At 60.7% G+C, this 26,162-nt stretch carries 26 protein-coding genes; 15 read left to right on the top strand and 11 right to left on the bottom strand.

The features are described from left to right. Positions 1-45 precede the first annotated feature (45 nt). From rbfA to MF410_RS18705, 6 genes are all read left to right on the top strand, one after another. Positions 46-450 (top strand): 30S ribosome-binding factor RbfA, encoded by a 405-nt coding sequence (rbfA, locus tag MF410_RS18680; RefSeq protein ID WP_097628407.1) that lies wholly within the window; start codon positions 46-48, stop codon positions 448-450. 13 nt (positions 451-463) lie between these two features. Next, positions 464-1,396, top strand: a complete 933-nt coding sequence (gene truB / locus MF410_RS18685; RefSeq protein WP_097628408.1) for a tRNA pseudouridine(55) synthase TruB — start codon at positions 464-466, stop codon at positions 1,394-1,396. Between the two features lie 100 nt (positions 1,397-1,496). Then, positions 1,497-2,348 (top strand): alpha/beta hydrolase, encoded by an 852-nt coding sequence (locus MF410_RS18690; RefSeq protein WP_097628481.1) that lies wholly within the window; start codon positions 1,497-1,499, stop codon positions 2,346-2,348. Between the two features lie 153 nt (positions 2,349-2,501). Beyond that, positions 2,502-2,771, top strand: coding sequence for a 30S ribosomal protein S15 (gene rpsO, locus MF410_RS18695; RefSeq protein WP_025417456.1), 270 nt, complete (start codon positions 2,502-2,504; stop codon positions 2,769-2,771). A gap of 356 nt (positions 2,772-3,127) precedes the next feature. After that, positions 3,128-5,266 carry a polyribonucleotide nucleotidyltransferase gene (pnp, locus tag MF410_RS18700; RefSeq protein WP_097628409.1) on the top strand — a complete coding sequence of 713 codons (2,139 nt, stop codon included), beginning with the start codon at positions 3,128-3,130 and terminating at the stop codon, positions 5,264-5,266. Between the two features lie 130 nt (positions 5,267-5,396). Next, on the top strand, positions 5,397-6,413 hold the full coding sequence (locus MF410_RS18705; protein WP_097628410.1) for a class I SAM-dependent methyltransferase: 1,017 nt from the start codon (positions 5,397-5,399) through the stop codon (positions 6,411-6,413). Between the two features lie 95 nt (positions 6,414-6,508). On the opposite strand, the gene fabI is transcribed toward MF410_RS18705, so the two are convergent. Genes fabI through fabA form a run of 3 tightly spaced genes read right to left on the bottom strand, consistent with a single transcriptional unit; the run spans position 6,509 to position 9,112 of the window. Beyond that, positions 6,509-7,315 (bottom strand): enoyl-ACP reductase FabI, encoded by an 807-nt coding sequence (fabI, locus tag MF410_RS18710; RefSeq protein WP_097628411.1) that lies wholly within the window; start codon positions 7,313-7,315, stop codon positions 6,509-6,511. A gap of 4 nt (positions 7,316-7,319) precedes the next feature. Beyond that, positions 7,320-8,552 (bottom strand): beta-ketoacyl-ACP synthase I, encoded by a 1,233-nt coding sequence (gene fabB / locus MF410_RS18715; RefSeq protein ID WP_097628412.1) that lies wholly within the window; start codon positions 8,550-8,552, stop codon positions 7,320-7,322. Between the two features lie 44 nt (positions 8,553-8,596). Further along, positions 8,597-9,112 (bottom strand): 3-hydroxyacyl-[acyl-carrier-protein] dehydratase FabA, encoded by a 516-nt coding sequence (gene fabA / locus MF410_RS18720; protein ID WP_003589358.1) that lies wholly within the window; start codon positions 9,110-9,112, stop codon positions 8,597-8,599. A 300-nt stretch (positions 9,113-9,412) separates the two neighbouring features. On the opposite strand from fabA, the gene irrA reads away from it, so the two are divergent. Then, the gene (gene irrA, locus MF410_RS18725) at positions 9,413-9,832 is read left to right on the top strand and encodes an iron response transcriptional regulator IrrA (protein WP_003555773.1); all 420 of its coding nucleotides are present in this window, start codon (positions 9,413-9,415) and stop codon (positions 9,830-9,832) included. An 8-nt stretch (positions 9,833-9,840) separates the two neighbouring features. Here irrA and MF410_RS18730 read toward each other — a convergent pair whose 3' ends face one another. Further along, entirely contained in the window at positions 9,841-10,476 is a 636-nt protein-coding gene (locus MF410_RS18730; RefSeq protein ID WP_003583389.1) for a trimeric intracellular cation channel family protein, read from the bottom strand. A 175-nt stretch (positions 10,477-10,651) separates the two neighbouring features. Here MF410_RS18730 and MF410_RS18735 point away from each other — a divergent pair, with 175 nt between their 5' ends. Then, on the top strand, positions 10,652-11,125 hold the full coding sequence (locus MF410_RS18735) for a hypothetical protein (protein WP_097628482.1): 474 nt from the start codon (positions 10,652-10,654) through the stop codon (positions 11,123-11,125). Position 11,126: 1 nt separating this feature from the next. Here MF410_RS18735 and MF410_RS18740 read toward each other — a convergent pair whose 3' ends face one another. Then, positions 11,127-11,915 carry a YdcF family protein gene (locus tag MF410_RS18740; RefSeq protein WP_131710701.1) on the bottom strand — a complete coding sequence of 263 codons (789 nt, stop codon included), beginning with the start codon at positions 11,913-11,915 and terminating at the stop codon, positions 11,127-11,129. A 67-nt stretch (positions 11,916-11,982) separates the two neighbouring features. Beyond that, positions 11,983-12,705: a YoaK family protein gene (locus MF410_RS18745; protein WP_097628414.1), complete on the bottom strand. Its 723-nt coding sequence runs from the start codon at positions 12,703-12,705 to the stop codon at positions 11,983-11,985. Positions 12,706-12,930: 225 nt separating this feature from the next. On the opposite strand from MF410_RS18745, the gene MF410_RS18750 reads away from it, so the two are divergent. Both MF410_RS18750 and MF410_RS18755 read left to right on the top strand, forming a co-directional pair. Next, positions 12,931-14,142, top strand: a complete 1,212-nt coding sequence (locus MF410_RS18750) for an alpha/beta hydrolase (RefSeq protein ID WP_097628415.1) — start codon at positions 12,931-12,933, stop codon at positions 14,140-14,142. Between the two features lie 11 nt (positions 14,143-14,153). Continuing rightward, on the top strand, positions 14,154-16,094 hold the full coding sequence (locus MF410_RS18755) for a mechanosensitive ion channel family protein (RefSeq protein ID WP_097628416.1): 1,941 nt from the start codon (positions 14,154-14,156) through the stop codon (positions 16,092-16,094). A 25-nt stretch (positions 16,095-16,119) separates the two neighbouring features. On the opposite strand, the gene MF410_RS18760 is transcribed toward MF410_RS18755, so the two are convergent. Together MF410_RS18760 and MF410_RS18765 are read right to left on the bottom strand one after the other, a co-directional pair. Then, positions 16,120-16,479, bottom strand: coding sequence for a hypothetical protein (locus MF410_RS18760; RefSeq protein ID WP_097628417.1), 360 nt, complete (start codon positions 16,477-16,479; stop codon positions 16,120-16,122). 64 nt (positions 16,480-16,543) lie between these two features. Then, positions 16,544-17,188, bottom strand: a complete 645-nt coding sequence (locus MF410_RS18765; protein WP_097628418.1) for a helix-turn-helix domain-containing protein — start codon at positions 17,186-17,188, stop codon at positions 16,544-16,546. A gap of 157 nt (positions 17,189-17,345) precedes the next feature. On the opposite strand from MF410_RS18765, the gene MF410_RS18770 reads away from it, so the two are divergent. Next, positions 17,346-18,329 carry a hypothetical protein gene (locus MF410_RS18770; protein WP_097628419.1) on the top strand — a complete coding sequence of 328 codons (984 nt, stop codon included), beginning with the start codon at positions 17,346-17,348 and terminating at the stop codon, positions 18,327-18,329. Positions 18,330-18,496: 167 nt separating this feature from the next. On the opposite strand, the gene MF410_RS18775 is transcribed toward MF410_RS18770, so the two are convergent. The 3 genes from MF410_RS18775 to MF410_RS18785 form a co-directional block, all read right to left on the bottom strand. Beyond that, positions 18,497-20,275: a hypothetical protein gene (locus MF410_RS18775; protein ID WP_179867164.1), complete on the bottom strand. Its 1,779-nt coding sequence runs from the start codon at positions 20,273-20,275 to the stop codon at positions 18,497-18,499. A 92-nt stretch (positions 20,276-20,367) separates the two neighbouring features. Beyond that, positions 20,368-21,036 carry a response regulator gene (locus tag MF410_RS18780; protein ID WP_097628421.1) on the bottom strand — a complete coding sequence of 223 codons (669 nt, stop codon included), beginning with the start codon at positions 21,034-21,036 and terminating at the stop codon, positions 20,368-20,370. Beyond that, positions 21,002-22,252, bottom strand: coding sequence for an ATP-binding protein (locus MF410_RS18785; RefSeq protein WP_097628422.1), 1,251 nt, complete (start codon positions 22,250-22,252; stop codon positions 21,002-21,004). The genes MF410_RS18780 and MF410_RS18785 overlap by 35 nt, the downstream gene beginning before the upstream one ends. A gap of 333 nt (positions 22,253-22,585) precedes the next feature. Between MF410_RS18785 and MF410_RS18790 the strand changes: the two genes are divergently transcribed. The 4 genes from MF410_RS18790 (at position 22,586) to arcC (ending at position 26,150) form a co-directional block, all read left to right on the top strand. Further along, positions 22,586-22,792 carry a hypothetical protein gene (locus MF410_RS18790; RefSeq protein ID WP_097628423.1) on the top strand — a complete coding sequence of 69 codons (207 nt, stop codon included), beginning with the start codon at positions 22,586-22,588 and terminating at the stop codon, positions 22,790-22,792. Between the two features lie 147 nt (positions 22,793-22,939). Then, complete coding sequence (gene arcA, locus MF410_RS18795) at positions 22,940-24,169, top strand: arginine deiminase (RefSeq protein ID WP_097628424.1); 1,230 nt, start codon at positions 22,940-22,942, stop codon at positions 24,167-24,169. A gap of 38 nt (positions 24,170-24,207) precedes the next feature. Further along, positions 24,208-25,212, top strand: a complete 1,005-nt coding sequence (locus MF410_RS18800; RefSeq protein WP_097628425.1) for an ornithine carbamoyltransferase — start codon at positions 24,208-24,210, stop codon at positions 25,210-25,212. 2 nt (positions 25,213-25,214) lie between these two features. Then, complete coding sequence (gene arcC, locus MF410_RS18805) at positions 25,215-26,150, top strand: carbamate kinase (protein WP_097628426.1); 936 nt, start codon at positions 25,215-25,217, stop codon at positions 26,148-26,150. The last annotated feature ends 12 nt before the right edge of the window (positions 26,151-26,162 follow it).

The following is a 26,162-nucleotide window of genomic DNA, read 5'->3' on the forward strand; positions in this document are numbered from 1 at the left end:
TTTGACGGGTTCGATTCCCAGCCGCATCGGCAAATAGAGATAACAATGACCAGAGCAACTTCTTCCGCGCCTTCGCAGCGCATGCTGCGCGTTGGCGAACAGGTCCGCGCCGCGATTACCCAGGTACTGCAGCGCGGCGAAGTGCGCGACGATGTCATCGAAGCGACGGTGATCTCGATCTCGGAAGTGCGCATGTCGCCCGACCTGAAGATCGCCACCGCCTATGTGACGCCGCTCGGCGTTTCCGACCACAGCGTGGTCATCGAGGCGCTGAACCGTCATGCGAAGTATATCCGCGGCAGGCTCGGGCAGCAGCTTCGGCAGATGAAATACATGCCGGAAGTGCGCTTCCGCGACGATACCAGCTTCGACAACTACAAGAAAATCGACGAGCTGCTGCGTTCGCCCGAGGTGCGCCGCGACCTCGACGGCGATAACGACGAACAATAAACAGAAGAGACGCATGTCCAAACCACGCAAACCCAAAGGCCGGCCGATTTCCGGCTGGCTGATCCTCGACAAGCCGGTGGATTTCGGCTCGACGGAAGCCGTTTCCAAGATCAAGTGGCTCTACAAGGCGCAGAAGGCCGGTCATGCCGGCACGCTCGATCCGCTCGCCTCCGGCATGCTGCCGATCGCGCTCGGCGATGCGACGAAGACCGTTCCCTATGTGATGGACGGCCGCAAGATCTATGAATTCACGGTCAGCTGGGGCGAAGAGCGGGCAACGGACGATCTCGAAGGCGAGGTGACCGCAAGCTCGGACAACCGTCCCAGCGAACAACAGATCCGCGATATCCTGCCCGGCTACATCGGCACCATCAGCCAGGTGCCGCCGCAGTTTTCCGCCATCAAGATATCGGGTGAACGCGCCTATGATCTGGCGCGTGAAGGCGAAACCGTCGAAATCCCCTCGCGTGAAGTCGATATCTTCCGGCTGACCCTGCTCGCCTGCCCGGATGCGAATAGCGCGCATTTCGAAGTGGAATGCGGCAAGGGCACCTATGTCAGGGCGCTTGCCCGCGATTTCGGCCGCGAGCTCGGCTGTTACGGCCATGTGTCCGGGCTGCGGCGCACTTTCGTGGCGCCCTTCGCGGAAGAAGCGATGGTGCCGCTCGCGGACCTCGTGGCGCTGGAAGCGATCGAGGACATGGACGAGCGGCTTGCCGCCCTCGACGCGCTGCTGATCGACACCTGCGAGGCGCTATCGGCCCTGCCTCACCTCGTCATCAACGACGACCAGGCGCACAGGCTGAAGATGGGCAACCCGATCCTCGTGCGCGGCCGCGATGCGCCGATTGCCGAAAGCGAAGCCTATGCGACGGCCCGCGGCAGGCTGATCGCGATCGGTGAGATCGGCCAGGGCGAGTTTCGCCCGAAGCGGGTTTTTGCCTGAACCTATGCAGCTGACGATTGTCAGGCGGTAGCGATGCGATATCTTCCTTTCGGGCGATGGCCGCCCGAGGGGCCGTTGCGGCCCGGCAAGGGGGATGATGATGCGCGCAACCGCGATCCGCATGCTGACGTTCTTTTCGATGTTTCTCACCGTTACCGGCGCTCAATCCGGCGAGCGCTGGGCCGAGCTGCCGGCTTTTCCGGCGATGCCCGTGCCGAAGACCAGCGGCATGGCTGAGGTGAACGACATCAAGATGTATTACGCCGAATATGGTGAAGGCGAGCCGATGCTCTTCATCCATGGCGGGCTTGGCAATGCCGATGTCTGGGGTCACCAGATCGCCGAATTCGCCAAAGACCACCTGGTCATCGTTGCCGACAGCCGCGGGCATGGGCGCTCGACGCGCAGCCAAAAGCCCTTCGGCTACGACCTGATGACATCGGATTATGCAGCCCTTCTCGACCATCTGAAGATCGGCAAGGTGACCCTGGTGGGATGGTCGGACGGCGGCATCATCGGCATCGACATGGCGATGAACCATCCGGAAAAGCTGACGCGCGTCATTGCCCAGGCCGCCAACGTCACGACCGACGGCGTCAAGCCTGACGTCATGAGCAACAAGACCTTCAACGACTATATCAACGTCGCCGGCGAACAGTACCGGAAGCTGTCGCCGACGCCGAACGAGTACGACGCCTTCGTCACCCAGATCTCCGAGATGTGGGCGACACAGCCGGCCTGGACGGCAGCGGATCTCGGAAAGATCACGGTGCCGGTCACGCTCGCCATCGGCGATCACGACGAAGCCGTGAAGCTCGACCATAACGAGATGATGGCGAAAGAAATTCCGGGCGCAAAGCTGGTGATCCTGAAAGAGGCCAGCCATTTCGCCATGCTGCAGGATCCCGCGGGTTACGATGCGATGATCCGGGAGGCGATGGCGGGCCGCTGAAAACCGCCGCGGGCGCTCCCCTCTTTCCATCGCTGCTTAATTGGTTTATAGGCAGCGCCAGCGTCAGGTTCGCCTGCTCGCATTCACGGCCAAAGCTGGACGGCATCCCGGCTTTTGGCGACCTTTATCTCCTCTCTTAGAAAGGATCACCCGATGTCGATCACTGCTGAGCGCAAGTCTGCGCTGATCAAGGAATACGCAACCGCCGAAGGCGATACCGGTTCTCCGGAAGTCCAGGTCGCGATCCTGACCGAACGCATCAACAACCTGACCGAACACTTCAAGGACCACAAGAAGGATAACCATTCCCGCCGTGGCCTGTTGACGATGGTTTCGAGCCGCCGCTCGCTTCTTGATTATCTCAAGAAGAAGGATGAAGGCCGCTATTCCAAGCTGATCTCCAGCCTGGGTATCCGCCGCTAAGATTGCCCGGCGGGCGCTTTCCGAGCGCCCGCCGGATCCTGTTTGGGGACACGGTTCCCGATGAAATGTTCCAGCCGCGCCCTATCTGCAAGCGGTGGAAAGATCGGCGGACCCGGATGGGCCGGTTCTGCCAAACCAACCGTTGACCTGTCATGGGGCAGGATTGCCGGATGCTTTCGGCCAAGGCTTCTTCAAAGCTTTGGCCTGGTTTTCTAAGGGATCTCGGATTTGTCGAGGAACCGAGGATGAAAAGCCTCCCGTTGTCTTGCCCGTGATACGTCACATTATTTGCGGTCGACTGTGCGCTGCGCCCTGGTATCGGCGATGGCGCGTGCTCCCGCATTGAAGGACAAATCATGTTTGATACACACACAGTCGAAATCGAGTGGGCCGGCCGCCCGCTGAAGCTCGAAACCGGCAAGATCGCCCGTCAGGCCGACGGCGCCGTTCTTGCCACCTACGGCGAAACCGTCGTTCTCGCCACCGTCGTCTCGGCCAAGGCGCCGAAGCCCGGCCAGGACTTCTTTCCGCTCACCGTCAACTACCAGGAAAAGACCTACGCAGCCGGCAAGATCCCCGGCGGCTATTTCAAGCGCGAAGGGCGCCCTAGCGAGAACGAGACCCTCGTCTCCCGCCTGATCGACCGCCCGATCCGCCCGCTCTTCCCGGAAGGTTACAAGAACGACACGCAGGTCGTCGTTACCGTCATCCAGCATGACCTCGAGAACAACCCGGACATCCTGTCCATGGTCGCGACCTCGGCAGCGCTGACGCTCTCCGGCGTTCCCTTCATGGGCCCGGTGGGCGGTGCGCGTGTCGGCTACATCAACGGCGAATACGTTCTCAACCCGCATCTCGACGAGATGGACGAATCGAGCCTCGATCTCGTCGTCGCCGGCACCTACGACGCCGTGCTGATGGTTGAATCCGAAGCCAAGGAACTCAACGAAGAAGTCATGCTCGGCGCCGTCATGTTCGGCCATAAGGGCTTCCAGCCGGTTCTTGACGCGATCATCAAGCTCGCCGAAGTGGCCGCCAAGGAGCCGCGCGACTTCCAGCCGGAAGACTATTCCGCTCTCGAAACCGAGATGCTCGGCCTTGCCGAAGCTGAACTTCGCCAAGCCTACAAGATCACTCAGAAGGCTGACCGCTACGCCGCCGTCGACGCCGTCAAGGCCAAGGTGAAGGCACACTTCCTGCCCGAGGAAGGCGAAGCCAAGTACACGGCCGAAGAAGTCGGCGCGATCTTCAAGCACCTGCAGGCGAAAATCGTCCGCTGGAACATCCTCGACACCAAGAGCCGCATCGACGGCCGCGACCTCGAAACCGTTCGTCCGATCGTATCGGAAGTCGGCCTTCTGCCGCGCACCCATGGTTCGGCACTGTTCACCCGCGGTGAAACGCAGGCCATCGTGGTTGCCACGCTCGGCACCGGCGAAGACGAACAGTATGTCGACAGCCTGACGGGCATGTACAAGGAGCGCTTCCTGCTCCATTACAACTTCCCTCCCTACTCGGTTGGCGAAACCGGCCGCATGGGCTCCCCGGGCCGCCGCGAAATCGGCCACGGCAAGCTCGCATGGCGCGCCATCCGTCCGATGCTGCCGACGCCTGAGCAGTTCCCCTACACGTTGCGCGTCGTCTCCGAGATCACCGAGTCGAACGGCTCGTCCTCGATGGCGACCGTCTGCGGCACCTCGCTCGCCCTGATGGATGCAGGCGTTCCGCTGGCAAAGCCGGTTGCCGGTATCGCCATGGGCCTGATCCTGGAAGGCGATCGCTTCGCCGTCCTCTCCGACATTCTCGGTGACGAAGACCACCTCGGCGACATGGACTTCAAGGTTGCAGGTACTGCCGACGGCATCACCTCGCTGCAGATGGACATCAAGATCGCCGGCATCACCGAAGAGATCATGAAGGTCGCCCTTGGCCAGGCCCAGGGCGGTCGTGCCCACATTCTCGGCGAAATGGCGAAGGCCATTACCGAAAGCCGCGGCCAGCTCGGCGAATTCGCTCCGCGCATCGAAGTCATGAACATCCCGGTCGACAAGATCCGCGAAGTCATCGGCTCCGGCGGCAAGGTCATCCGCGAAATCGTCGAAAAGACCGGCGCCAAGATCAACATCGAGGACGACGGCACCGTCAAGATCGCCTCCTCCTCAGGCAAGGAGATCGAAGCGGCCCGCAAGTGGATCCACTCGATCGTCGCCGAGCCTGAAATCGGTCAGATCTACGAAGGCACTGTTGTCAAGACCGCCGACTTTGGCGCCTTCGTCAACTTCTTCGGCGCCCGTGACGGCCTCGTCCACATCTCGCAGCTGGCGTCCGAGCGCGTTGCCAAGACGCAGGACGTCGTCAAGGAAGGCGACAAGGTCTGGGTCAAGCTGCTCGGCTTCGACGAACGCGGCAAGGTTCGCCTGTCGATGAAGGTCGTCGACCAGGCCACCGGCCAGGAGATCGCGAACGAGAAGAAGAAGGAAGAAGCGGCCGAATAAGCCGCGTCTCCCAGATTTCACTCCGGGCGCGGGAATCTTCCGCGCCCTTTTTGCATCCTGGTTTTGCGCATGTCGTGGCCTTGAAACCGCTCGACACTTTTGCGCGACATGCTTTAACGAGACGAGACCCATGAGCCGCGAGACGCTGAAGACCCTGTTCCATCCCTTTGCCAGCGGCACGGTCGCGGCGCCCGGCGAGGCCGAGCGCGTGCTCTTCCTCGGTGCCGAGGCAGGCTTTGCGCTGCCGGAAGGTTTTGCCGCCACGCTGAGCGCCGTCCAGGGCTTCCGGCCGCTCTACCGGCAGCTTCAGGCGCAGCGGATCGAAGCAAAGCCTGAGATCGAGGGCGAGGACTACGATGCTGCCTTGGTGCTCTGCACGAAGCACAAGGGCGAGAACGAGGCCAATCTTGCCGCCGCCATCGCTCGCACGCGGGCCGGCGGCCTGATCGTCGTTGCCGGCGCCAAGGAAGACGGCATCCAGCCGCTGCGCAAGCGCCTCGAAGGTTTCGGCCTCGCCATCGACCATATGCCGAAATATCACGGTGTCGCCTTCTGGTTCGGCCGCCCTGCCGACGCCGACGAGATCGTCTCCAAGCTGGCAAAGGCGCCGGTACGCGTCGACGGCCGTTTCAATGCCACCGCCGGCATGTTCTCACATGACCGGGTCGATGCCGGGTCGGAACTGCTCGCCTCGCGCCTGCCGCAGGATTTTACCGGCGATGTGGCGGATTTCGGCGCCGGATGGGGTTATCTCTCCGTCGAGTTGGCACAGAGGTCGCGCGGACTGACCCGCCTCGACCTCTACGAGGCCGATCACGCGGCTCTGGAGGCTGCTAGGGACAATCTGGCGGAGAACTGCCCGAACGCGCCTGCGCGCTTCTTCTGGCACGATCTGGCGGGCGAGCCGGTCAAGGACAAATACGATCTCGTCATCATGAACCCGCCCTTCCATGAGGGCCACGCAGCCGAGCCGGCGCTCGGCCAGGCAATGATCAAAACCGCCGCATCTGCGCTACGCGGCGGCGGCCGTCTGATGCTGGTCGCCAATCGCGGCCTGCCCTACGAGCCGGTTCTGGCGGCGAATTTCAGGGAAAGCGGCGAAACCTGCCGCAACGCCCGCTTCAAGGTGCTGTGGGCGAAGAAATAGAGTTTAGCCTGCCTCGCTACCGGGCATTCCATCGATAGAAAAAGGCCGTGCGCATCATCTGCGCACGGCCTTTACGTTTCACATCAAAGGAGTGTCTACTCGACGTCGGCCCTGCGCAGCGTGTCTAGCGTCGGCATGGAGGTAACGTTGAAACCGGCGTCGACGAAGTGGATTTCCCCGGTGACGCCGGCGGAAAGGTCAGAAAGCAGGTAGAGAGCCGAATTGCCGACCTGGTCGATGGTGACGGTCTTGCGCAGCGGCGCGTTACGCTGGTTCCAGGAGAGGATCGCGCGCGCATCTGAGATGCCGGCACCGGCGAGCGTGCGGATCGGGCCGGCCGATATAGCGTTGACGCGGATGCCGCGGGGGCCGTAATCGGCGGCAAGATAACGCACCGAAGCTTCGAGCGCTGCCTTGGCGACCCCCATGACATTGTAATTCGGGATGACCCGCGTCGAGCCGTTATAGGTCAGCGTCAGCATCGCGCCGCCGTCTTCCATTAACGGCGCGCAGCGCTTGGCGATCTCGGTGAAAGAGAAACAGGAAATGACCATGGTGCGGCTGAAATTCTCGCGCGTCGTGTCGGCGTAGAGACCCTTCAGCTCGTTCTTGTCGGAAAAACCGATCGCGTGGACAATGAAATCCAGCTTGCCCCAGCGCTGTTCGATCGCGTCGACCAAAGCGTCGACCGAGGCGATGTCCTCGACGTCGCAGGGCACCACGAAATCGGAGCCGACTTCGGCGGCAAGCGGCTTGACGCGCTTGCCCAGCGCATCGCCCTGATAGGTGAAGGCGAGTTCCGCACCCTGTGCGGCAAGAGCTTTTGAAATTCCCCAGGCGATCGAGTGGTTGTTTGCGACGCCCATGATGAGGCCGCGTTTACCCTGCATGATTCCAGTCATTTTATTATCCGTTATAGCGCTGGAAGACGAGCGTGGCGTTCGTCCCGCCGAAGCCGAAGGAGTTGGAGAGGGCGATATCGATCTTCGCATCGTCGATACGCTTGCGCACGATCGGCACGCCTTCGAATTCGGGATCGAGCTCGGTGATGTGGGCGCTTTCGCCGATGAAGCCGTGCTGCATCATCAGCAGGGAATAGATCGATTCCTGCACGCCGGCCGCACCCAGCGAATGGCCGGTCAGCGACTTGGTCGACTGAATATGCGGGATCTTGGCGCCGAACACTTCACGGATGGCGCCGATTTCCTTGCTGTCGCCGACCGGCGTCGAGGTGCCGTGAGTGTTGACGTAGTCGACGTCGCCTTTGACTGATGCAAGCGCCTGGCGCATGCAGCGGATGGCGCCCTCGCCCGAGGGGGCGACCATGTCGTAACCGTCCGAGGTTGCGCCGTAGCCGACGATTTCGGCATAGATCTTCGCACCGCGGGCCTTGGCGCGCTCCAGCTCCTCGAGCACCAGCACGCCGGCGCCGCCGGCGATGACGAATCCGTCGCGGTTGACGTCATAGGCGCGCGAGGCGCTGTCCGGCGTATCGTTGTACTTGGAGGACATGGCGCCCATGGCATCGAAGAGGTTGGACATCGTCCAGTCGAGATCTTCGTGGCCGCCGGCAAACATCACGTCCTGCTTGCCCCACTGGATCATCTCGGCGGCGTTGCCGATGCAATGCGCTGATGTCGAGCAGGCTGACGAGATCGAGTAATTGACGCCGTGGATCTTGAACCAGGTGGCAAGTGTCGCAGATGCGGTCGAGGACATCGCCTTCGGCACGGCGAAGGGGCCGATGCGCTTCGGGCTGTTGTTCTTGACGGTGATGTCGGCCGCCTCGATCAGTGTGCGGGTGGATGGGCCGCCAGAGCCCATGATAATGCCGGTGCGCTCGTTCTGAGCGTAGTCCTTCTCTTCCAGCCCGGAATCGGCAAGTGCCTGTTTCATGGCGACATGGTTCCAGGCGCCGCCCTGCGACAGGAAGCGCATGGCGCGGCGATCGACCAGTTCGGCAAGGTCCGCAGCGCCGAGCGCGGGGCTGCCCCAAACCTGGCACTTGAAGCCGTGTTCTGCGAAATCGCTGGAGAAGGAGATACCCGACTTTGCCTGCCGCAAGGATTCGGTGACTTCGGCGGCGTCGTTTCCGATCGAGGACACGATACCCAGACCCGTGACAACTACCCGTCTCATCTGATCAAACCTTTTTTTGTTTCGTGAGCCGCTCAAGATGCGGTTCAGGCCGTCTTGTCTTTTGAGAGACCGACACGAAGATCGGCCGCCTGATATATGGTTTCGCCGTCCGCCTTCAACCAGCCATCGGCCGTACCGAGGACCAGGCGGCCGCGCATGACGCGCTTGAAGTCGATGCCATATTCGATCAGCTTCGTGTGCGGACGGACCATGCCCTTGAACTTCACTTCGCCTGTCGACAGCGCCATGCCGCGGCCTTCCTCGCCGAGCCAGCCCAGGAAGAAGCCGGTCAGCTGCCACATGCCGTCAAGGCCGAGGCAGCCCGGCATGATCGGATTGCCTTCGAAATGGCAGGGAAAATACCAATCGTCGGGGCGTACGTCGTATTCGGCCCTGAGATACCCTTTGTCGAAGGTCCCGCCCGTTTCGGAAATGTCGGTGATGCGGTGAACCATCAGCATGGGCGGCAGCGGAAGCTGCGCATTGCCGGGTCCGAACAGCTCGCCATGTGCGCAGGCGATGAGTTCGTCGTACGAGAAGCTGGACTGTCTGGTCGTCATAAAGTTTCTTTTCCCTCCCGCGTGAGCCCATGGATGTGAACGTGTAGTCCAAGTTCTTCAGAAAATGAAGCACGAGCAAGGCGGCTTCATCCATGGTCCCGGACCAAGCTTGCGCTATTATTTGGTGGTCGCATACAGGAAGGCCAGGGCTGCGACCAGACCTATTTGCGTTAAAAGCCGGTTTTGGCGGCGTTTATCAGGCTCTTGTCCCCATTGAACTATTGAAAGGCTCCTGTGCAAAAGTTATACCGCTTGAAGAAACATGATTGAATTATGCAGGAATAATCGGAGTTGGTTTTGATGACGGGTGCACTCCCGATCGCCATTGAGGTCAGGCTGCGCGGCGCAGGCCTGCGGCCTACCCGCCAGCGCGTCGCGCTCGGCGACCTGCTCTTTGCCAAGGGCGACCGGCACTTGACGGTCGAGGAACTGCATGAGGAGGCCGTTGCCGCCGGCGTGCCGGTGTCACTGGCAACCGTCTACAACACGCTGCATCAGTTCACCGAAGCCGGCCTCATCCGCGTTCTCGCCGTCGAGAGCGCCAAGACCTATTTCGACACCAATGTTTCTGACCACCACCATTTCTTCGTCGAAGGCGAGAACGAGGTGCTCGACATTCCGGTCAGCAACCTGACGATCGCCAATCTGCCAGAGCCGCCTGAAGGCATGGAGATCGCCCATGTCGACGTGGTAATCCGGCTGCGGGCGAAGCAGGGCTGACGCCCGCGTTACATGACATCGTCAGGGTGCCGGCCGGGCTTGTGCCTGTAGGTCGGAAAAGTCCAGCCGAACCACAGAGCGCCGCCGCGCACCGCAAAGGCCGCCACGACACCGCAGGCAGACGCCAGATAGAGCGGCATTCCCAGCCCATTGGCGAGCGTGAACACGCCGGCGCCAATAAGGGCCGCGGTCACGTAAATCTCCGGCCTGAGCAGCACCGAAGGCTCGTTTGCCATCAGATCACGCAGAATGCCGCCGAAGGTTGCCGTCAGCGTGCCGGTGACGATCGCGATGGTCGGTGAGCCGGTGGCGGCGAGCCCCTTGGCGGCGCCGAGCACGCAATAGGCGGCAAGGCCGATCGCATCCAGCCAGATCAGCAGGCGATAGCGTGATTCCAAGAGGTGGGCGGTGAAGAAAACCACGACGCCCACGATGCAGCAGACCAGGATATAGGCCGGATTCAGCACCCAGAAGACCGGCACGCGGCCGAGCACGATATCGCGCACGGTGCCGCCGCCCGTTCCCGTCACCATGGCGAAAAACAGAAAACCGATCAGGTCCAGCTGCTTGCGCGAGGCGGCGAGCGCGCCCGTCGCGGCAAACAGCGCGATGCCGGCGTAATCGAGATAGACGAGCAAGGACATGCGAACCCCGGAACGGCGGAATATTTCACCAAAAACCACGGCGGCAAGGGCGGCGCAAGGCGGTGGGGCCATAAAGATAATGTCTTTATTGATGCATGTCGTTGACCAAGAACCGCTGCACACTTTGTGGGCGACATGCATCGGGCTGCAGAGCCTTATCCAAAAGAGGAAAGCCGTGAAAACGCTGGTGCTCGCCGTTCTGAATATTCTCCTGCTGGTCATCATGCCGGCTGTGGCCTTCGGTCAGCAATCGCTGATCTCCGATCCGGAGATCTACGAGAAGAAACATTTCCAGGAGCAATGCAAGGCGGCCGAATTCGCCGATGGCTTCGTCACTCGGCAGGACATCAACAATGACGGGCTGATCGATGCCGTAGTCAACGAGGGCCAGCTGACCTGCGACGGGCAGAAGGGGCCGCAATGCAACGACGACGGCTGCACCTATAATTTCTATCTGCAGGTGGCTGAAGGCGGCTATTTCATGATCGCGACGGCGCAGATCTACGGCTACGACTTCGTCCAGCGCTTCGGCAACATGGTGCTGGCAATGAAGATGCATCCGCGTTTCTGCGACCGCACCGAAGGTGACCCCTGCATTGTCACCGCGCGTGTGCGCGGCACGAAGTTCGTCACAATTTCAAAAAAGTAACTCAGCGCGGATACAGCTCCGACGTCCGGCCGGCGAGATAATAGCCGATCAGGCCGTACCATTCGCGGATCGCCGTCGCCATGTTCTGGGCATTGAGGTTCGGCTGGGTGAAATCCAGGCCCAGCCTGACCTGACCGTCGGTGCGATAATCGGTCGGCCAGGGCACGATATCGATACCGAGCTTGCGAAAGATGCCGACGGAGCGCGGCATATGGAAACCCGAGGTGATCAGCAGGCACTTGGAAAGCCCCTGGCTCGCCAGGAATTCCTTGGTATTGACGGCGTTTTCGAAAGTGGTGCGCGACTGCGTCTCCTCGATCAGCCGATCCCTGCCGACGCCGAAGAGCGGGAAGAAGCGCTCGGATGCCGCCGCATCACCTTCATAGACGCCCGAGATGGAGCCGTCGCCGCCCGAGACCAGGATGCGCGAGTCGGGAAATTTCTGCGCAAGCCGCAGGGCCTCGACGAAGCGGTCGGCGCCGCCGTTGAATTCGATGCCGTGGCGTACCGTATTCACCTCATTTTCGAAGGCGCCGCCGAGCACGATCATGCATTGCAGGCTCTCCGGATCGCCGGCTGGCTTGGCGAAGCGCTGCTCAAGGCCCTGCATCATGAGGTTGCCGGCCGTGGTGTAGAGCGTGACGAAGAGGATGAGGGCCGAAGCCGCGGCACCGAGGATGCTTAAGATACGCCAGCGCAGAAGGCCGGCCATGAGGGCCAGGAAGACGAGGAAGAATGCCAGCGACAGCGGCTGAGCGAAAATCCATACAAGCTTCGAAATCAGGAACAAGACCTACTCCTTGAGACGGACGACGATGCTTCCTATCCGATTCGAGGGTAACAGGAATGCGACGCTTCTATTTGCCGCGTGCAATGGCCGAGTGGTGCGGCGCGGGCTTCTGGTTGAAGCGCCGCTGAAGCGGCCGGGGAATGAACATGGCGGCAAGCGCCAGCGCCATCGCAAAGATGGCGACCAGCCACAGCGCATGCGCGCCGGTCTGCCGCGTCAGCACCGCGCCGGCGATCGCGCCGAGCACCATGCCGCCCCAGGGCACGATTTGGATCGTCCATTCGATATGGCGGTCTCCGATGATCCAGCGGCCGATGCCGCGGCCGAGGCGCGACAGCGCGCCTGTGACATAAGTCAGCCCGATCGGCAGTCCTTCGATGTGTTCGACGGCGGCATTCACCATGCCCATGGCAAAAACGATCATATAGAAGCGTGCAAGCAGCAGGCCCTGCACCGTCGTCAGCGAGGCGAGCGCCAGGACGAGACCGACGCAGCCGAGCACCACGAAAATGCGACGCTCGGAGACATGGGCGATGACGATCCCCGCCGCATTGCCGAGCACGAAAGCGCCGATGGCGGAGATCAGCACCGCCGCGTGATAGAGATTGCCTTGGCTCAAGGCGAGTGCTGCCCGCGTCGTATTGCCGGTCATGAAGGAGACGAAATCGCCGGTCAGCAGCAGACCGGTCGCGTCGGTCATGCCGGCCAGAAATGAGATGGCGCCGACGAGGGCAAGCCCGGTTGCGGTGCGTCGGGTGCGGATGAGACGGCGGCGTCTTGCTCTGGTCATGGGTTGCGGATCCTGAAGCCGAATCGCTGCGATTCCGGCAGCAAAGATACATCCTCTTCGTTGAGGAATTGGCAAAGGGGATCGGAATGGCTGAAAATGTGCTGGCCGACGAGCCGGATCGGCTTGAAAGCCACAGATATTACGTGATGCTACAGGCGCCGCCATACCCCGCCTGCTAGTATCCAGGGCTCGGAAAGCCTCCTTGGGCGACTGCTGGATGTGTGAATGCCAAGACGTGGCGTGGCTCTTTTTCTTCTGCTGGCAAGTTGCGGGCATCCGGGCGGCGTGATGACGCCGGTTTCCAGTTCGTCGGCAATGCCGCCGACATCAAGGGTCGACATGCTGGTTGCGACCACGCGCGAGCCTTCCGGGAACCCGGCGACGCTGTTCAACGGCGAGCGCAGTTCGAAGCCGCATCTGACGCAGATTTCGATTTCCATCCCGGCAAAGCGCGAAGCCGGCACCGTGCAATGGCCGAAGCGCCTTCCGCCCGATCCTGCCACCGACTTTGCCGTGACCAACGTCCAGCAGATCGACACGGTGGCGCAGGGCCGTGTCTGGTTCCGGCAGCATGTGCACAGCGGGCATGCGCTCGTCTTCATTCACGGCTTCAACAACACCTATGAAGATTCCGTCTTCCGGCTGGCGCAGATCATGCACGACAGCAAGATGCAGGCGACGCCTGTCTTGTTCACCTGGCCGTCGAGAGCGGAGATCACCGCCTACGAATACGACAAGGAAAGCACCAACTACTCGCGCACGGCACTGGAGCAGGCGCTGCGTACGCTGGCAGCCGACCCCGACGTCAAGGACATCACCCTCATGGCCCACTCGATGGGGACCTGGCTTGCCATGGAATCGCTGCGGCAGATGGGGATACGCGACGGCCACGTCAATTCGAAGATCCACAACGTCATCCTGGCCTCACCCGACATCGACATCCAGGTCTTCGCCAAACAATATGTAGAGATGGGCGAGCCGCGTCCAAAATTCACGATCTTCGTTTCCCAGGACGACAAGGCTCTCGCCGTCTCCAGCTTCATCACCGGACGCGTTTCCCGTCTCGGCGCGATCAATCCGGCGGAAGAGCCCTACCGTTCGAAGCTTGAGAAAGCCGGCATCACGGCCATCGACCTGACGAAGGTGAAGACCAACGACAGGCTCAACCACGGCAAATTCGCCGAAAGTCCCGAGATCGTCCAGCTCATCGGCCAGCGCCTGATGACCGGCCAGACGCTGACCGATTCCAAGGTCACGCTGGGCCAGGGTATTACCGCCGTCGTCGGCGGAACGGTGACGAATATCGGCACTGTTGCCGCGACCGCGGTGGCGGCGCCGGTTGCGATCATCGAGCAGCCGGTTACGCGCCAGAGACCGCCACGACCCGCCGACGAGACGCTCGACGGCGACCTGAAAAAACAGCCGCTGACGCAGTGAGGAGTTCCAGCTTGAAATGGCTTCTTTCCTTCACCGCCGCTTTTTTCTTCGCGCTGAGTGCTTTGGCGCAGGCTCAGCCAGCGGCCCCGCAACAGAAGATCGACGAACTCGTGCGCCTGTTGCAAGATCCCGAGGTGAAAGCCTGGCTCGATAGCCGCAAGCAGGAAAGCGGGGCCGCGACACCCGCCACGCCAGCGGGCAATTCGACCTTGGCCAACTGGGAGGCGGGCGCGCGGGCGCGTGTGCATGCGATTTTGTCAGCAATCCCAGCAATCCCGGCTGAGGTGACGGCGGCGGCGACGAGAGCCCGGAGCGAAGCCGCCAGCAGAGGCTATGCGCCTGTTTTCCTCATATTCGGCGGCCTGGTCGCTTTCGGTCTTGCCGCCGAGGCGATCTATCGCAGATTTGCCGCGCGCCGCGATGCATTGCTCGGCCGGCTGATCCCGGTCGGCATATTCGCGGGCGCGATGGGCATCGTCTTTTTCGCGGTGGAATGGCCGCCGCTCGCGCGCGTGACGCTGCTTGCCTATCTCTCGGCCTTCATCCTGTTTCGATTGGTGGCCGCACTGCTGTCTGCGGCGGCGATGGGAGCATCCCTGCGGCGGAGGCTATTGATCCTGTTCGGCCTCGTTTGTTTTGCGGGCGCGACCGCGGCCGCAAGCGAGCCGCTTGGCGTTTCCCCTGACGTCATCAAGGCCATCACCTACTGCTTCTCGGTGCTCGGACTGCTGCTTGCGATCGAGGCGGTGTGGTCGGTGTGGGAGGGAAGCCGCGCCAGGAAAGCGGCGATAGCGGCCTTCCTGGTCGTGCTGTGGCTCGTCTGGTGCCTCAATATGAGAGGCCTGTTCTGGATCGGCATCTACGCGCTGGTACTGCCCGGCATCCTGAATGCGGTCGGCCGGTTCGCGCTATCCTTCACCAGCGATCCCGGCAGCTTGCGCGGTATCCTCATCGCCCGAGGCGCACGCGCCGGTGTTATCGCGCTTGCGGTGGGATGGCTGGCGCTCGTCTGGCAGCTCAATCCCGATACGCTCGGTCAGCGCGACCCGATGATCGTCGCCTTGTTCTATGGCGGCCTGAAGAGCGTTCTGATTCTCGTGGTTGCCGACCTACTCTGGCAGGCAGCTCGCGGCTGGATCGACCGAACCTTGCGCATATCGACCAGCACGACATCGCTTGCGCCGGCCGACGCCGCCCGGCGCGCACGGTTCCGCACGCTTCTGCCGATCTTTCGCAATGCGCTCGCGGTCGCTGTTGCGGTCATGGCGGGGCTGATTGTGCTGGCGCAACTCGGCGTGCAGATCGGCCCGCTGATCGCCGGCGCGGGCATCTTCGGCGTCGCTATCGGTTTCGGCTCGCAGACCCTCGTCAAGGACGTCATCAACGGTGTGTTCTACATGCTCGACGATGCCTTCCGGGTGGGCGAATACATCCAGGCCAAGGACTACAAGGGAACGGTGGAGAGTTTTAGCCTGCGCTCGGTGCGTCTCCGCCATCATCGCGGCCCGGTGTTCACGGTCCCGTTCAGCGAATTGGGCGCTGTCGAGAATATGAGCCGGGACTGGGTGATCGATAAGTTCAGGATCACCGTCGGCTTCGACACCGACATCGACAAGGCGCGCAAGCTAACCAAGAAAATCGGGGCTGAGCTGATCGAAGATCCGGAACTCGGCCAGCACTTCATCGAACCGCTGAAGATGAAGGGTGTCGAGCAGTTCGGCGACTACGGCATCGTCCTGAGCTTCGCCATGACCACGGTTCCGGGCATGCAGACCTATATTCGCCGCAAGGCCTATGCCAGGATTCGCGAGGTGTTCCTGGCTAACGGCATCGCATTCGCGCAGCCGACGGTGCAGGTCGGCGGCGACGACAAGGGTGGCGGCGCCGCGGCGGCGGCCGCGCAAGCGATCCGCGCGCAACAGGCGGCAAACACGGCGGCGCCGGCAAAGTGACCTCGCCGGCAAGGCGGATGAAGCGCTAAGGCTTCAAATCATAGGCCTGATGCGATGCACGAAGCTCCACCAGCGTTTTGCCGACACAGCTCCCACCGCCGGCACCGCCGATCGCTTTTGCCTGTCCGCCGAGCGTGATCGTGCCGGCGATCCGGTCGGATGCGACATAGGTCGCCACGCCGTCACGCGAGACCCGCGATATGTAAAAGGCATGATAGGTTTCGTTGTACTTGCAATGGATAACCAACGGAAATTGAGAGAAAGGATCGTCCTCGGCATGGATGGTGGGCAGTTGAAAAACCGCCGCCAAAACCGGGGCGACGACGAGGCCGGCAAGTCCTCTTTTGGTGATTCCGATTAACTTGCGGCGGGGCGCATGTGTCATGTTTCAAACCCTCTGTTGTGACCTGGGGCGCCGCGTTCTGAGGCGCGCAAACGACGCCGACCGGCTAAGTCGTCAAGGCGACGAGCGCATCCCGGTCGAGAAGCCGAACGATCCGCTGCGACTTGCCGGCAAGACGAATGATGCGTTTTTCCCGAAGCTTCGTGAAAGAGCGGGCAACCGTCTCGACCGTCAGCCCGAGATAGTCGGCGATATCGCTACGAGACATCATCATATCGAATTCCGAATCCTCCGGATGGCTGTCAGCCATCTCCTGAACGAAAGCCGCCAGGCGCTTCAAGGCGCTTTGTTCGCTGATGATGAGTTGTTTGCATTGCGCCTTTGCCAGATTGGTCAGGGCAATGTGCAAAAGATCGATGGGGACGACCGCGACCTGATTGGTGGGAAACGGCCGCACCCGCGTTTCGCAGATGGCCTCCGCAAAATCGGTTCGGACCTTGCCGTTTTCGAGCCCGAACCATTCACCCTTGCCGCAGAAGGATAAGATGTGCCGGTGGCCATTCGCTGTCAGGCGGTAAATTCGCACGGCACCCGTTTCGACCTGATAGATCGCGAGGGCGTATTCCCCTTCGCTATAGATCGTTTCATCGGCGCTGAGTTTGATCGACTGATCTTTGGCTGTCGCGGAAACGGATCCATTGCGGTGGCCGGGCACCGTTGTGTATTTTCCGATCGCGTAATCCTGAAACATGTGCGTCGTCCCCCATCCGCGTCCAGCATAAGCAGTCTTCGCGCGCCTCGGTATTCGAGATACCCCTTACGTATTGCTACGGAAGCACGCGGACGCAGAAGAGTGTATAAAGCTATCGCCCCTTGAGAGTGATACGGCGGTATCGCGGGAGGTCTATATGGCACCGGAAGAAGGAGGGGGCAGCAAGGCGCGTCAAGACTCGGAAAGCATTCGCGCGCAGCTCGATCGTATACTCGCAAGCCCGGAATTTCTTGCACCTGAACGCGGGCGCCGCTTCCTGCAATATATCGTCGAAGAGACGCTTGAAGAGCACGGCGAACAGCTCAAGGCCTTTGCGATCGCACAGGCGGTATTCGGCCGCGATGCCTCCTTCGATGCCCAGAACGATCCGGTTGTCCGTATCGAAGCCGGGCGAATCCGTCGCGCCCTCGAACGATATTATCTCGTCTGCGGACGCAACGACCCGATACAAATCACCATTCCCAAAGGGGGTTATGCTCCGCATTTTTCGAGCAATGAAGACACCTCGAACCTGGGGGCCGCCGATGCACCAAATCGTACGAACGAGCACCGTCAACCGGGTCATGAACATGGTCAGCCCAGGCATGAGCGACCAATCAGCTATCGCGATCTTCTCTTGCCGATCGGTATTCCCGCCCTCTTCGGCGCAATCGCGGTACTCGCCCTCATCCGCCCGCTCGAATCCTACCTCTCACCACCCAAGACACCGCCGACACCTGCCGCCTCGACATCGAAGAGCAAGACCAGGATCGTCGTCGAACCCCTCGTGGCCCTCGGCGGCAGCGCGCGCGGGGCGGATTTTGCCAAGGGACTGGTCGATCAGCTGATCGCCAAGCTCATGAAGGTGGACAGTCTTGTCGTGCTTGCTCCTGGTCGATCCGGCATGGAGACGACCGGCATGTTGTTCACTCTTCAGGGCAGCACCCTTGTCGAAGGCGCGATCCTGCATCTGCATGTCCGCCTGGTCGACGGCGCCGACGGCGCGGTCATCTGGGCAAATCAATATGAACGCGAGCTGCGCGATCAAACCATTCTCGATGTCGAGGATGAACTTGCCGCTCAAGTCATTGTAGAAATTTCAAGTAGCCGCAAACTGAGCGGCGCAGCGCCGCTTCCGTAGCCGCATTGCCAGCGAACGTGTTTCCGATCGCCGGCGACCGTCCAATCGGCATGGTTGCTGGCACCAAAACGCGTCGCATCAAACTTGATTCATGCGACATGCTTTGGCTCTTCGTTTTGATCCATGTCGTTATCCCGGAACTACTGCACACTTCCGGGCGAAATGCATTATCCTCCCGACGGCAGCTCAACGGGGATGCCTGCGGCGCGCAGTCCGGCAAAAACCCTTTCCTGATCCTCCGGGCGCTGCAAGCGTAGGGAAATCTCCTGACGGATATTCGTCATCAATGCCGGCGCGTTGGCAAGGATCCAATCCTGTTCCAGCTTGGCCTCGGCCATCTTGCCGGCAGCCCCGAGAATGGACAGCAGGGCAAGGTGGCGTATGGGATTGCAGTCGAGATCGGATATTCGCGACCATTGTTCTGCCGCTTCGAAATCGCCCCGCATAAAGGCGCACATCGCCATGCCACCCGCATAATAGCCTCTCGGGCCGGCATTTTTGTCGATCGCGATCGATACCAACTCGCAGCCTGATTGCCATTTTCCGGACATCGCCAAACGCAAGCCGTACTCGCCTGCAACTTCTACATCGTCAGGATTTGCAGCATAGGCCGCCGTTCCAGCTGCCAGTGCTTTGTCGATATCTCCCCGGAAGAAATTCACCAGCATAACGGCGCGGAGCACGCGGGTATTGTCCGGCGCGAGCGATGCCGCCCGTTGTGCCGAAGCATTTGCCAATTCGAGAGGTTCGGCCGAAGGTGGGGTGCCGAGCCTGTAGCGAAATCGCACTTCGTCAAGATAGACGAGGGACAAGAGCGCCCAGGACGTAGCATTATCAGGGTTACGCTGAGTTGCTTGTCGCAGGCACTCGCGCACAACACTATGGTTTTGCGCAGTCATCGTCTGCAGATAGCTATCATAGGCTGGGGTACAGGCTTCAGCATCCTGGTCTGCTTTTAGCGCCGACCGGGCGATTATCGCCGGTTCGGCCTGAAAGATCGCGCCATGAGGCTGCGCTATCGCACCGGCGATTTGCCGGGCGACATTTGCTTGAATTCCAAGCTTGTTTTGCGCGCGAAAATCGGCATCGAAATTATCGGCCCAGATGACGACCCCGTCTGTTTGGCGCACCAGCCTGGCGACCGAACGCAACCTGCTGCCGTCCATCTGGATGTTGCCTTGAAGCGCGTAGTCGGCGGCAGCGGCACGATCGCCCGTTGACGGATGGGAGACGACGATGACCTCATCGAGCTGAGCAAGCTGGCCGATAATATCGTCCCGCAGGCCGCGGGCGATATCCGCCCTGGAATCAACGGAGCTGCTTTCGGCGAAAACCTCGACGGCAACGGTCGGCACGGGGGCTGCTGGCGGCGGCGTGCGCACTGGGACACCTCCGACAATAAAAAGTGCAGACACCAGCGCGAGGAGAAGAAGAACGAAGATGGCCGGCAGACCGATCCCGCGGCCGCGACCCGCCGGTAGCGTCGGTGCGAGCACCTCCGGAAGCGGATGAGCTTGCTGCGCAAGGTATGCGATTCGAGCATTTTCCGGCTCGTTCTGCGGCGGCGGCGGCGCATCGCGGAGATATTCGAAATGCGGCACATAGCCGCCTTTCGGCACAGTGACAATGACGTCGTCCGTCTGGCCGGCGACAAGATAATATCGTTCCAGGGCCTTTCGTATTCGGCCTGCCTCGATCCGCACGACCGGATCATTCTGCGGGTCGAATGACGCTTCCCGACCGAAAACCACATTTGCGATAGTAAAGGCCTTCAGGAAGCCCGATCGACCAGCGAGCGTCTCACTGACGACAAACTCCAAAAAATTGCGCGCACGCTTCGGCGCGTGAAATTCTTCACTTGCAAGAATTCGCTCGACTTGTCGGCAGATTTCCTCAGCCGTCGGTCCAAGACTGCTGAATACATCGATCTTTGTTGCGTTTCTCATGATCGCCCCTACGATTAGATCACGCAATTATTTAAGCACTTTCTAAATCATCATATCGCAGGAGCTTCCACTTGCAAGCATCGTTTTCGAAATTATCGGGCGCAGGCTGGCCACGCGTTGATCGCCGGGATCCGGGCGGTGTCGGTTGGCTGCTCAACTGCATCTATGGCGATGGTCATGCGCATGAGTTCTGCAAGATTGCGAGCCCCCATCTTGGCCATCACGTTGGCGCGGTGGACCTCAACCGTGCGCGAGCTGATGCCGAGATGATAGGCGATCATTTTGTTCTGCAAGCCATCCAGCACGCCGGTCAGAACCTGATGTTCGCGGTCCGTGAGCTGACGAACGCGTGCTGCGACACTTTCGCAATCGGCAACCGCGCGACCCGGCCTCCTTTGCCCGATTGCCAGATTGATCGCTGCGATTAGTGCCCCCTCCCCGACAGGTTTTTCTAGGAAATCCGCCGCCCCCGCCTTCATCGCCCGAACGGCTGCGGCGACGTCGCCCTGGCCGGTAATGACGATCGCCGGAACCTCCATGTTGAACCGGCGCAGGTGCTGGAGCAGGTCGATGCCGTCGACATCGGGCATGCGCAGATCCGTCACAAGGCAGCCTCTGCCCGAAAAAGGGAGAAGATCCAGAAATTGTTTTGCGCAGCTATGCGCCCGCACGGCAAAACCTGCCGACACCAGCAGAAACGTCAAAGATCGTCGCAACGCTTCCTCGTCATCGACGAGATGAATCGTAAGGTCGTTCGCCATCGGTTTCGGTCTCCACCAGCGGAAGCGAGAAGGAGAAGATTGAACCGCTCTCCGTTCTTCGACGCGCGCTTATGCGGCCTCCATGCGCTTCGATAATGCGCTTGGACAATGCCAAGCCCATCCCAAGGCCATGCGGTTTGCCGGTCACGAAGGGTCGAAACAACGACTCTTCCATCTCGGCCGCAATCCCGCAGCCATTGTCGGACACCTCAACAACGAGATGCGAGGAATTGTCTATTATTGTCCTGATCACGATCGAGGGTTGCTTGACACACTCCGTCGCCTCCAGGGCGTTGCGAACCAGGTTCGTGAGCACCTGCACGATCTGAACGCGGCTTCCAAGAACTGTGTCCTGAACCGCTTCGAGCCGAAGGTCGGTATGAAGATCCTTACGCCGCGACCCAATGAGCGCCAGCCTTGTCGCCCTATGGATCAGCTCGTGCATCGCCTCCAGTTTCGTCTCGGACGCACCACGTTCCGCGAATTCCCTGACGTTCTGGACGATACTTCCTGCCCAGAGCGCGTGCTCCGTAATTTCCGACAGCGCTTGGCGAAGCTCTTTATCGCTCTGGCGACGTTTGCTCATGACAAGGCGCCCGCACCCCTCGGAATAAGCTGCGATAGACGATAGCGGCTGGGAAAGTTCATGGACGAGAGTGGATGCCATCTCTCCCAATTCAGTCATTCGTGCAAGACGGGCAATCTGATGCTGCAGCTCCTGAACTTGCTCCAGGGTTTCGCGCTCGGTTCGAAAGTCCTCGAAAATCGCCGCCGTGAAGGCGCCTGTTTCGTCATGCTTGCGAATAATTGTAAGGGCGGCCGGAAATTGAATTCCGCTCTTGGTGGTCACCAGACCGGAGCGTACCGCCCCGTGGTCTGCCCAGCGTCCATTCAGTCTTACATTCGGTGTCGAGCGCCAGACAAAACCGATCTTCTGGCCGATCATCTCGCGCTCTTCATAACCGAACATCGCGACCGCAGCCTTGTTGCAGGCTGAAATTGCATGAGAATCACCGATAAAAAACACAGCGTCCGGCATGTGTTCGTGGAGTTGCCGGATCCAGTCCATTCGCAGCCCGCTGTTTTTATCACGCAAGGCACCCATCGTTTTGCGTGGCTGCGCTTGCGATATGCCGGGTGGGACTTTTCCTGGCTCGACTACGACGGTGGAACCGACTTCGGCGACGACGCGCGGCGCCTCCATCTTGATCGGCATGATGGTCTCCTCCGCCCCTTGAGAATTTGGCCCCGTGGACCGTCTTTTATCCTCCAGAATGGGCTCACGATACCATCATTGGGTGGGTAAGCCGTGTAGTATCGCGTAGTCTCTATTGTTCTTCTCTCGCGAACACTCGCGCAACTTCATAGCCGACGTCCTTCGTCGCCATTGATCCGGCTCAATGCTTCCGCGTCGTTGTTCCACTATCGTGAAAAATCCATAGGAGTGGCGCCCGTGGCACGCGGGAAGTCTTGGTGGGCCGGATTCACAGCCTCGTATCCGGCTGACGCAGTGGATCATTTGCTGGCGGACACTTAGGAGGGTTCGGTGATGTGGCGATTGCCCGTCGAAGCTCCGTTCGAACAGGATGTAGAGCTCGCCGTCATCGACGACGAAGGCGTCCACGCCCTGGTTTTTCCCTGCCAGCGTCGCCCCGATGGCTGGATCAACGCCGTAACCGGCGAAGCGCTCGACATTCATCCTACCCACTGGCGCCTATGGCAAATCCATCGATGCGATGTTTCGGGTCTCCAATGAACCCAGAGCCTCCGCCGGTGAAGGGGCTGCAACATAATGTGCCACGGATTGTCTGCGATCAATGACACGAGTGAGGGGGCCGAAATAATCTGATTTTCGAAGAACGGGCGGCGCGGCCGCGGTCCGGAAGACCGGAAGGAGGACCAGATGCGTGGTTTCGGGGTTCACTCGGAGGTCGGGAAATTAAGAACCGTCATGGTGTGCGGACCGTCTCTGGCTCATCAGCGCCTGACGCCTGCCAACTGCCATGATCTGCTTTTCGACGATGTCCTGTGGGTGCATGAGGCTCAGAAAGATCACTTTGATTTCGTGCTGAAGATGCAGGAACGGGGCGTTGAAGTTCTTGAGCTCCACGACCTGCTTGGCCAGACGCTTACCAACAAGCAGGCGCGCGATTTCGTATTGGACCGCCGCATCACCCCGAATGTGCTCGGCTCGCAGATCGCCGAAGCGATGCGGCCATGGCTTGACGAAATGCCGCCAGCGCAGCTCGCCGCATTCATGATCGGCGGCATCGCAATCTCCGATCTGCCCGAGGTCAAGGCGAAGTCGCTGATGCTCAGCGCCCTGCCGGAGACGGATTTCGTCATCCCGCCGATCCCGAATACGCTGTTTCAGCGCGATCCGTCGTGCTGGATCTACGGCGGCGTGACCTGCAACCCGATGTTCTGGCCGGCACGACGCGCCGAAACGCTGATCCAGCGTGCGATCTACAAGTTTCATCCGATCTTCCTCGGCGGCGGTTTCCAGATCTGGTGGGGCGATTCGGACCAGCCGTTCGCCAATGCCTCGATGGAGGGTGGCGACGTCATGCCGATCGGCAACGGCACCGTGCTGATCGGCATGGGCGAGCGTACGACCTACCAAGCCGTCGGCCAGGTGGCGCAGGCCCTGTTCCGCAGCAAGGCGGCAAAGAGGGTGATCGGCTGCCTAATGCCAAAAAGCCGGGCGGCAATGCACCTCGACACGGTTTTCAGCTTTTGCGATCGCGATGTCGTCACGCTGTTTGCCGAGGTCGTCGATCAGGTCCGCTGCTACAGCATGCACCCGAAGGACGACGACGGCACATTCGAGATTCACCCTGAAAATCGGCCGATGCTCGATGTCGTCGCCGAGGCGCTCGACCTGCCGCGATTGCGCACCGTCGAAACCGGCGGCAATTCCTACCAGGCCGAGCGCGAACAATGGGACGACGGCAACAACGTCGTCGCGCTCGAGCCTGGTGTCGTCGTCGCCTACGACCGCAACACTTACACGAATACGCTTCTGCGCAAGGCGGGAATCGAGGTCATCACCATTCGCGGCTCCGAACTCGGCCGCGGCCGTGGTGGTGGGCACTGTATGACGTGTCCCATCTGGCGCGACCCCGCTTACTGACGTTTCACACCCACGAACCAGACCGACGGAGCAAGACAATGAGCTTTAATCTGCGCAATCGCTCGCTTCTGACCGTGCAGGACTATACGCCGCGCGAATTCCGGTACCTCCTAGATCTCGCCCGAGATCTCAAGCGTGCCAAATATGCGCGCACCGAACAACAGCACCTCAAGGGCAAGGAGATCTGCCTGATCTTCGAGAAGACCTCGACGCGCACAAGATGCGCCTTCGAGGTCGCGTGCTCGGATCAAGGCGCCAACGTGACCTATCTCGATCCGTCCGGCTCGCAAATCGGCCACAAAGAATCTTTCAAGGACACGGCGCGCGTCCTTGGCCGCATGTATGACGCAATTGAATATCGCGGCTCTGCCCAGCAGGGCGTCGAGACGCTTGCGCGCTATGCCGGCGTGCCGGTCTATAACGGCCTGACTGACGAATATCATCCGACGCAGATGATCGCCGACGTGATGACGATGCGCGAGCACAGCGACAAGCCGATCGCCGACATCAAATATGCCTATGTGGGCGACACACGTTCGAACATGGGCCACTCGCTTCTTATCATTGGGTGCTTGCTCGGCATGGATGTGCGCATTTGCGGGCCCAAGTCGCTTTGGCCTTCCGATGAGTACATGATCATCGCCAAGGAGCTGCAGCAGAGGTCCGGGGCGCGCCTGCTGGTCACGGATGATCCCAACGAGGCAGTGCGGGGCGTCGACTTCGTTCACACCGACGTCTGGGTCTCCATGGGTGAACCGAAGGAGGTCTGGCGCGAACGCATCAAGCTGCTCACGCCTTATCAGGTCAACGAAGCCTTGATGAAGGCAACCGGAAATCGTCAAGCCAAATTCATGCATTGCCTGCCGGCCTTTCACGACACCGAGACCGTATTGGGCAAGCAGATCGCGGAAGATTACGGCATGAGCAACGGCCTTGAGGTCACCGACGACGTCTTCGAATCCGAGGCCAATGTCGCCTTCGAGCAGGCGGAAAATCGCCTGCATACGATCAAGGCCCTTCTTGTCGCTACATTGGGAGACTAGGGATGCGTATCGTTATAGCGTTAGGTGGCAATGCGCTTCTTCGGCGTGGGGAACCGATGACAGCCGACGCCCAGAGGCGGAATGCCCGCATCGCCGCTCAGGCGATTGCGCCGTTGGCGGCAGAGCACCAGATCGTCATAACACATGGCAACGGACCGCAGGTCGGGTTGCTTGCACTTCAGGGGGCGGCCTACAAGCCCGAGGAAGCCTATCCGCTCGATGTTCTCGGCGCCGAGACCGAAGGCATGATAGGTTACATGCTGGAGCAGGAGCTCGGCAATCTCCTGCCGTTCGAACAACCTCTGGCAACGCTTCTTACCATGGTGGAGGTTGATGCCGCCGATCCCGGTTTTGAGAATCCCACCAAATTCGTGGGTCCGGTCTACGAACAGGTCGAGGCGGACCGGATCCGTACCGAAAAGGGCTGGGTCTTCAAACAGGATGGCGAGAAGTGGCGGCGTGTCGTTGCCTCCCCGGCGCCGAAGCGCATCTTTGAGATTCGTCCGGTCCGCTGGCTTTTGGAGCAGAGTACGATCGTGATCTGCGCAGGCGGCGGCGGCATTCCGACGATGTACGAAAAGGGCGCCGAGCGAAAGCTGACCGGTGTCGAGGCGGTCATCGACAAGGACCTCTGCTCCGAACTCCTGGCCCGCGAGCTTTATGCCGATCTGCTGGTGATGGCAACCGACGCCGACGCAGTCTGCATCGACTGGGGCAAGCCGTCCCAGAAGGCGATCCATTTGGCTCGTCCTGATGACCTCAACCAGTTCTCCTTTCCTGCCGGCTCGATGGGCCCGAAGGTGGAAGCGGCCTGCCATTTCGCGCGTTCAAGCGGGAAGACGGCCGCTATCGGTTCGCTCGCCGATATTGCCGGGATGGTGCGCGCTGAGCGCGGGACAATTATTCATGACGGCTTTGCCCGCCTAACTTGGCACTGACCTTTCGATGCG

It is taken from the genome of Rhizobium sp. C104 (assembly GCF_022354505.1).
Classification (GTDB): Bacteria; Pseudomonadota; Alphaproteobacteria; order Rhizobiales; family Rhizobiaceae; genus Rhizobium; species Rhizobium redzepovicii.

Excerpts from the sequence above, each read along its gene's own strand:
- pnp (WP_097628409.1), top strand. The coding sequence starts at position 3,128 with ATGTTTGATACACACACAGTCGAAATCGAGTGGGCCGGCCGCCCGCTG.
- MF410_RS18790 (WP_097628423.1), top strand. The coding sequence starts at position 22,586 with ATGTGGCGATTGCCCGTCGAAGCTCCGTTCGAACAGGATGTAGAGCTC.
- MF410_RS18775 (WP_179867164.1), bottom strand. The coding sequence starts at position 20,275 with ATGAGAAACGCAACAAAGATCGATGTATTCAGCAGTCTTGGACCGACG.
- fabA (WP_003589358.1), bottom strand. The coding sequence starts at position 9,112 with ATGACGACCAGACAGTCCAGCTTCTCGTACGACGAACTCATCGCCTGC.
- MF410_RS18765 (WP_097628418.1), bottom strand. The coding sequence starts at position 17,188 with ATGTTTCAGGATTACGCGATCGGAAAATACACAACGGTGCCCGGCCAC.
- MF410_RS18770 (WP_097628419.1), top strand. The coding sequence starts at position 17,346 with ATGGCACCGGAAGAAGGAGGGGGCAGCAAGGCGCGTCAAGACTCGGAA.
- rbfA (WP_097628407.1), top strand. The coding sequence starts at position 46 with ATGACCAGAGCAACTTCTTCCGCGCCTTCGCAGCGCATGCTGCGCGTT.
- MF410_RS18730 (WP_003583389.1), bottom strand. The coding sequence starts at position 10,476 with ATGTCCTTGCTCGTCTATCTCGATTACGCCGGCATCGCGCTGTTTGCC.
- MF410_RS18785 (WP_097628422.1), bottom strand. The coding sequence starts at position 22,252 with ATGCCGATCAAGATGGAGGCGCCGCGCGTCGTCGCCGAAGTCGGTTCC.
- MF410_RS18780 (WP_097628421.1), bottom strand. The coding sequence starts at position 21,036 with ATGGCGAACGACCTTACGATTCATCTCGTCGATGACGAGGAAGCGTTG.
- fabI (WP_097628411.1), bottom strand. The coding sequence starts at position 7,315 with ATGACTGGAATCATGCAGGGTAAACGCGGCCTCATCATGGGCGTCGCA.
- MF410_RS18745 (WP_097628414.1), bottom strand. The coding sequence starts at position 12,705 with ATGACCAGAGCAAGACGCCGCCGTCTCATCCGCACCCGACGCACCGCA.
- irrA (WP_003555773.1), top strand. The coding sequence starts at position 9,413 with ATGACGGGTGCACTCCCGATCGCCATTGAGGTCAGGCTGCGCGGCGCA.
- MF410_RS18690 (WP_097628481.1), top strand. The coding sequence starts at position 1,497 with ATGCGCGCAACCGCGATCCGCATGCTGACGTTCTTTTCGATGTTTCTC.
- rpsO (WP_025417456.1), top strand. The coding sequence starts at position 2,502 with ATGTCGATCACTGCTGAGCGCAAGTCTGCGCTGATCAAGGAATACGCA.
- arcA (WP_097628424.1), top strand. The coding sequence starts at position 22,940 with ATGCGTGGTTTCGGGGTTCACTCGGAGGTCGGGAAATTAAGAACCGTC.
- MF410_RS18750 (WP_097628415.1), top strand. The coding sequence starts at position 12,931 with ATGCCAAGACGTGGCGTGGCTCTTTTTCTTCTGCTGGCAAGTTGCGGG.
- arcC (WP_097628426.1), top strand. The coding sequence starts at position 25,215 with ATGCGTATCGTTATAGCGTTAGGTGGCAATGCGCTTCTTCGGCGTGGG.
- MF410_RS18800 (WP_097628425.1), top strand. The coding sequence starts at position 24,208 with ATGAGCTTTAATCTGCGCAATCGCTCGCTTCTGACCGTGCAGGACTAT.
- fabB (WP_097628412.1), bottom strand. The coding sequence starts at position 8,552 with ATGAGACGGGTAGTTGTCACGGGTCTGGGTATCGTGTCCTCGATCGGA.
- MF410_RS18705 (WP_097628410.1), top strand. The coding sequence starts at position 5,397 with ATGAGCCGCGAGACGCTGAAGACCCTGTTCCATCCCTTTGCCAGCGGC.
- MF410_RS18760 (WP_097628417.1), bottom strand. The coding sequence starts at position 16,479 with ATGACACATGCGCCCCGCCGCAAGTTAATCGGAATCACCAAAAGAGGA.
- truB (WP_097628408.1), top strand. The coding sequence starts at position 464 with ATGTCCAAACCACGCAAACCCAAAGGCCGGCCGATTTCCGGCTGGCTG.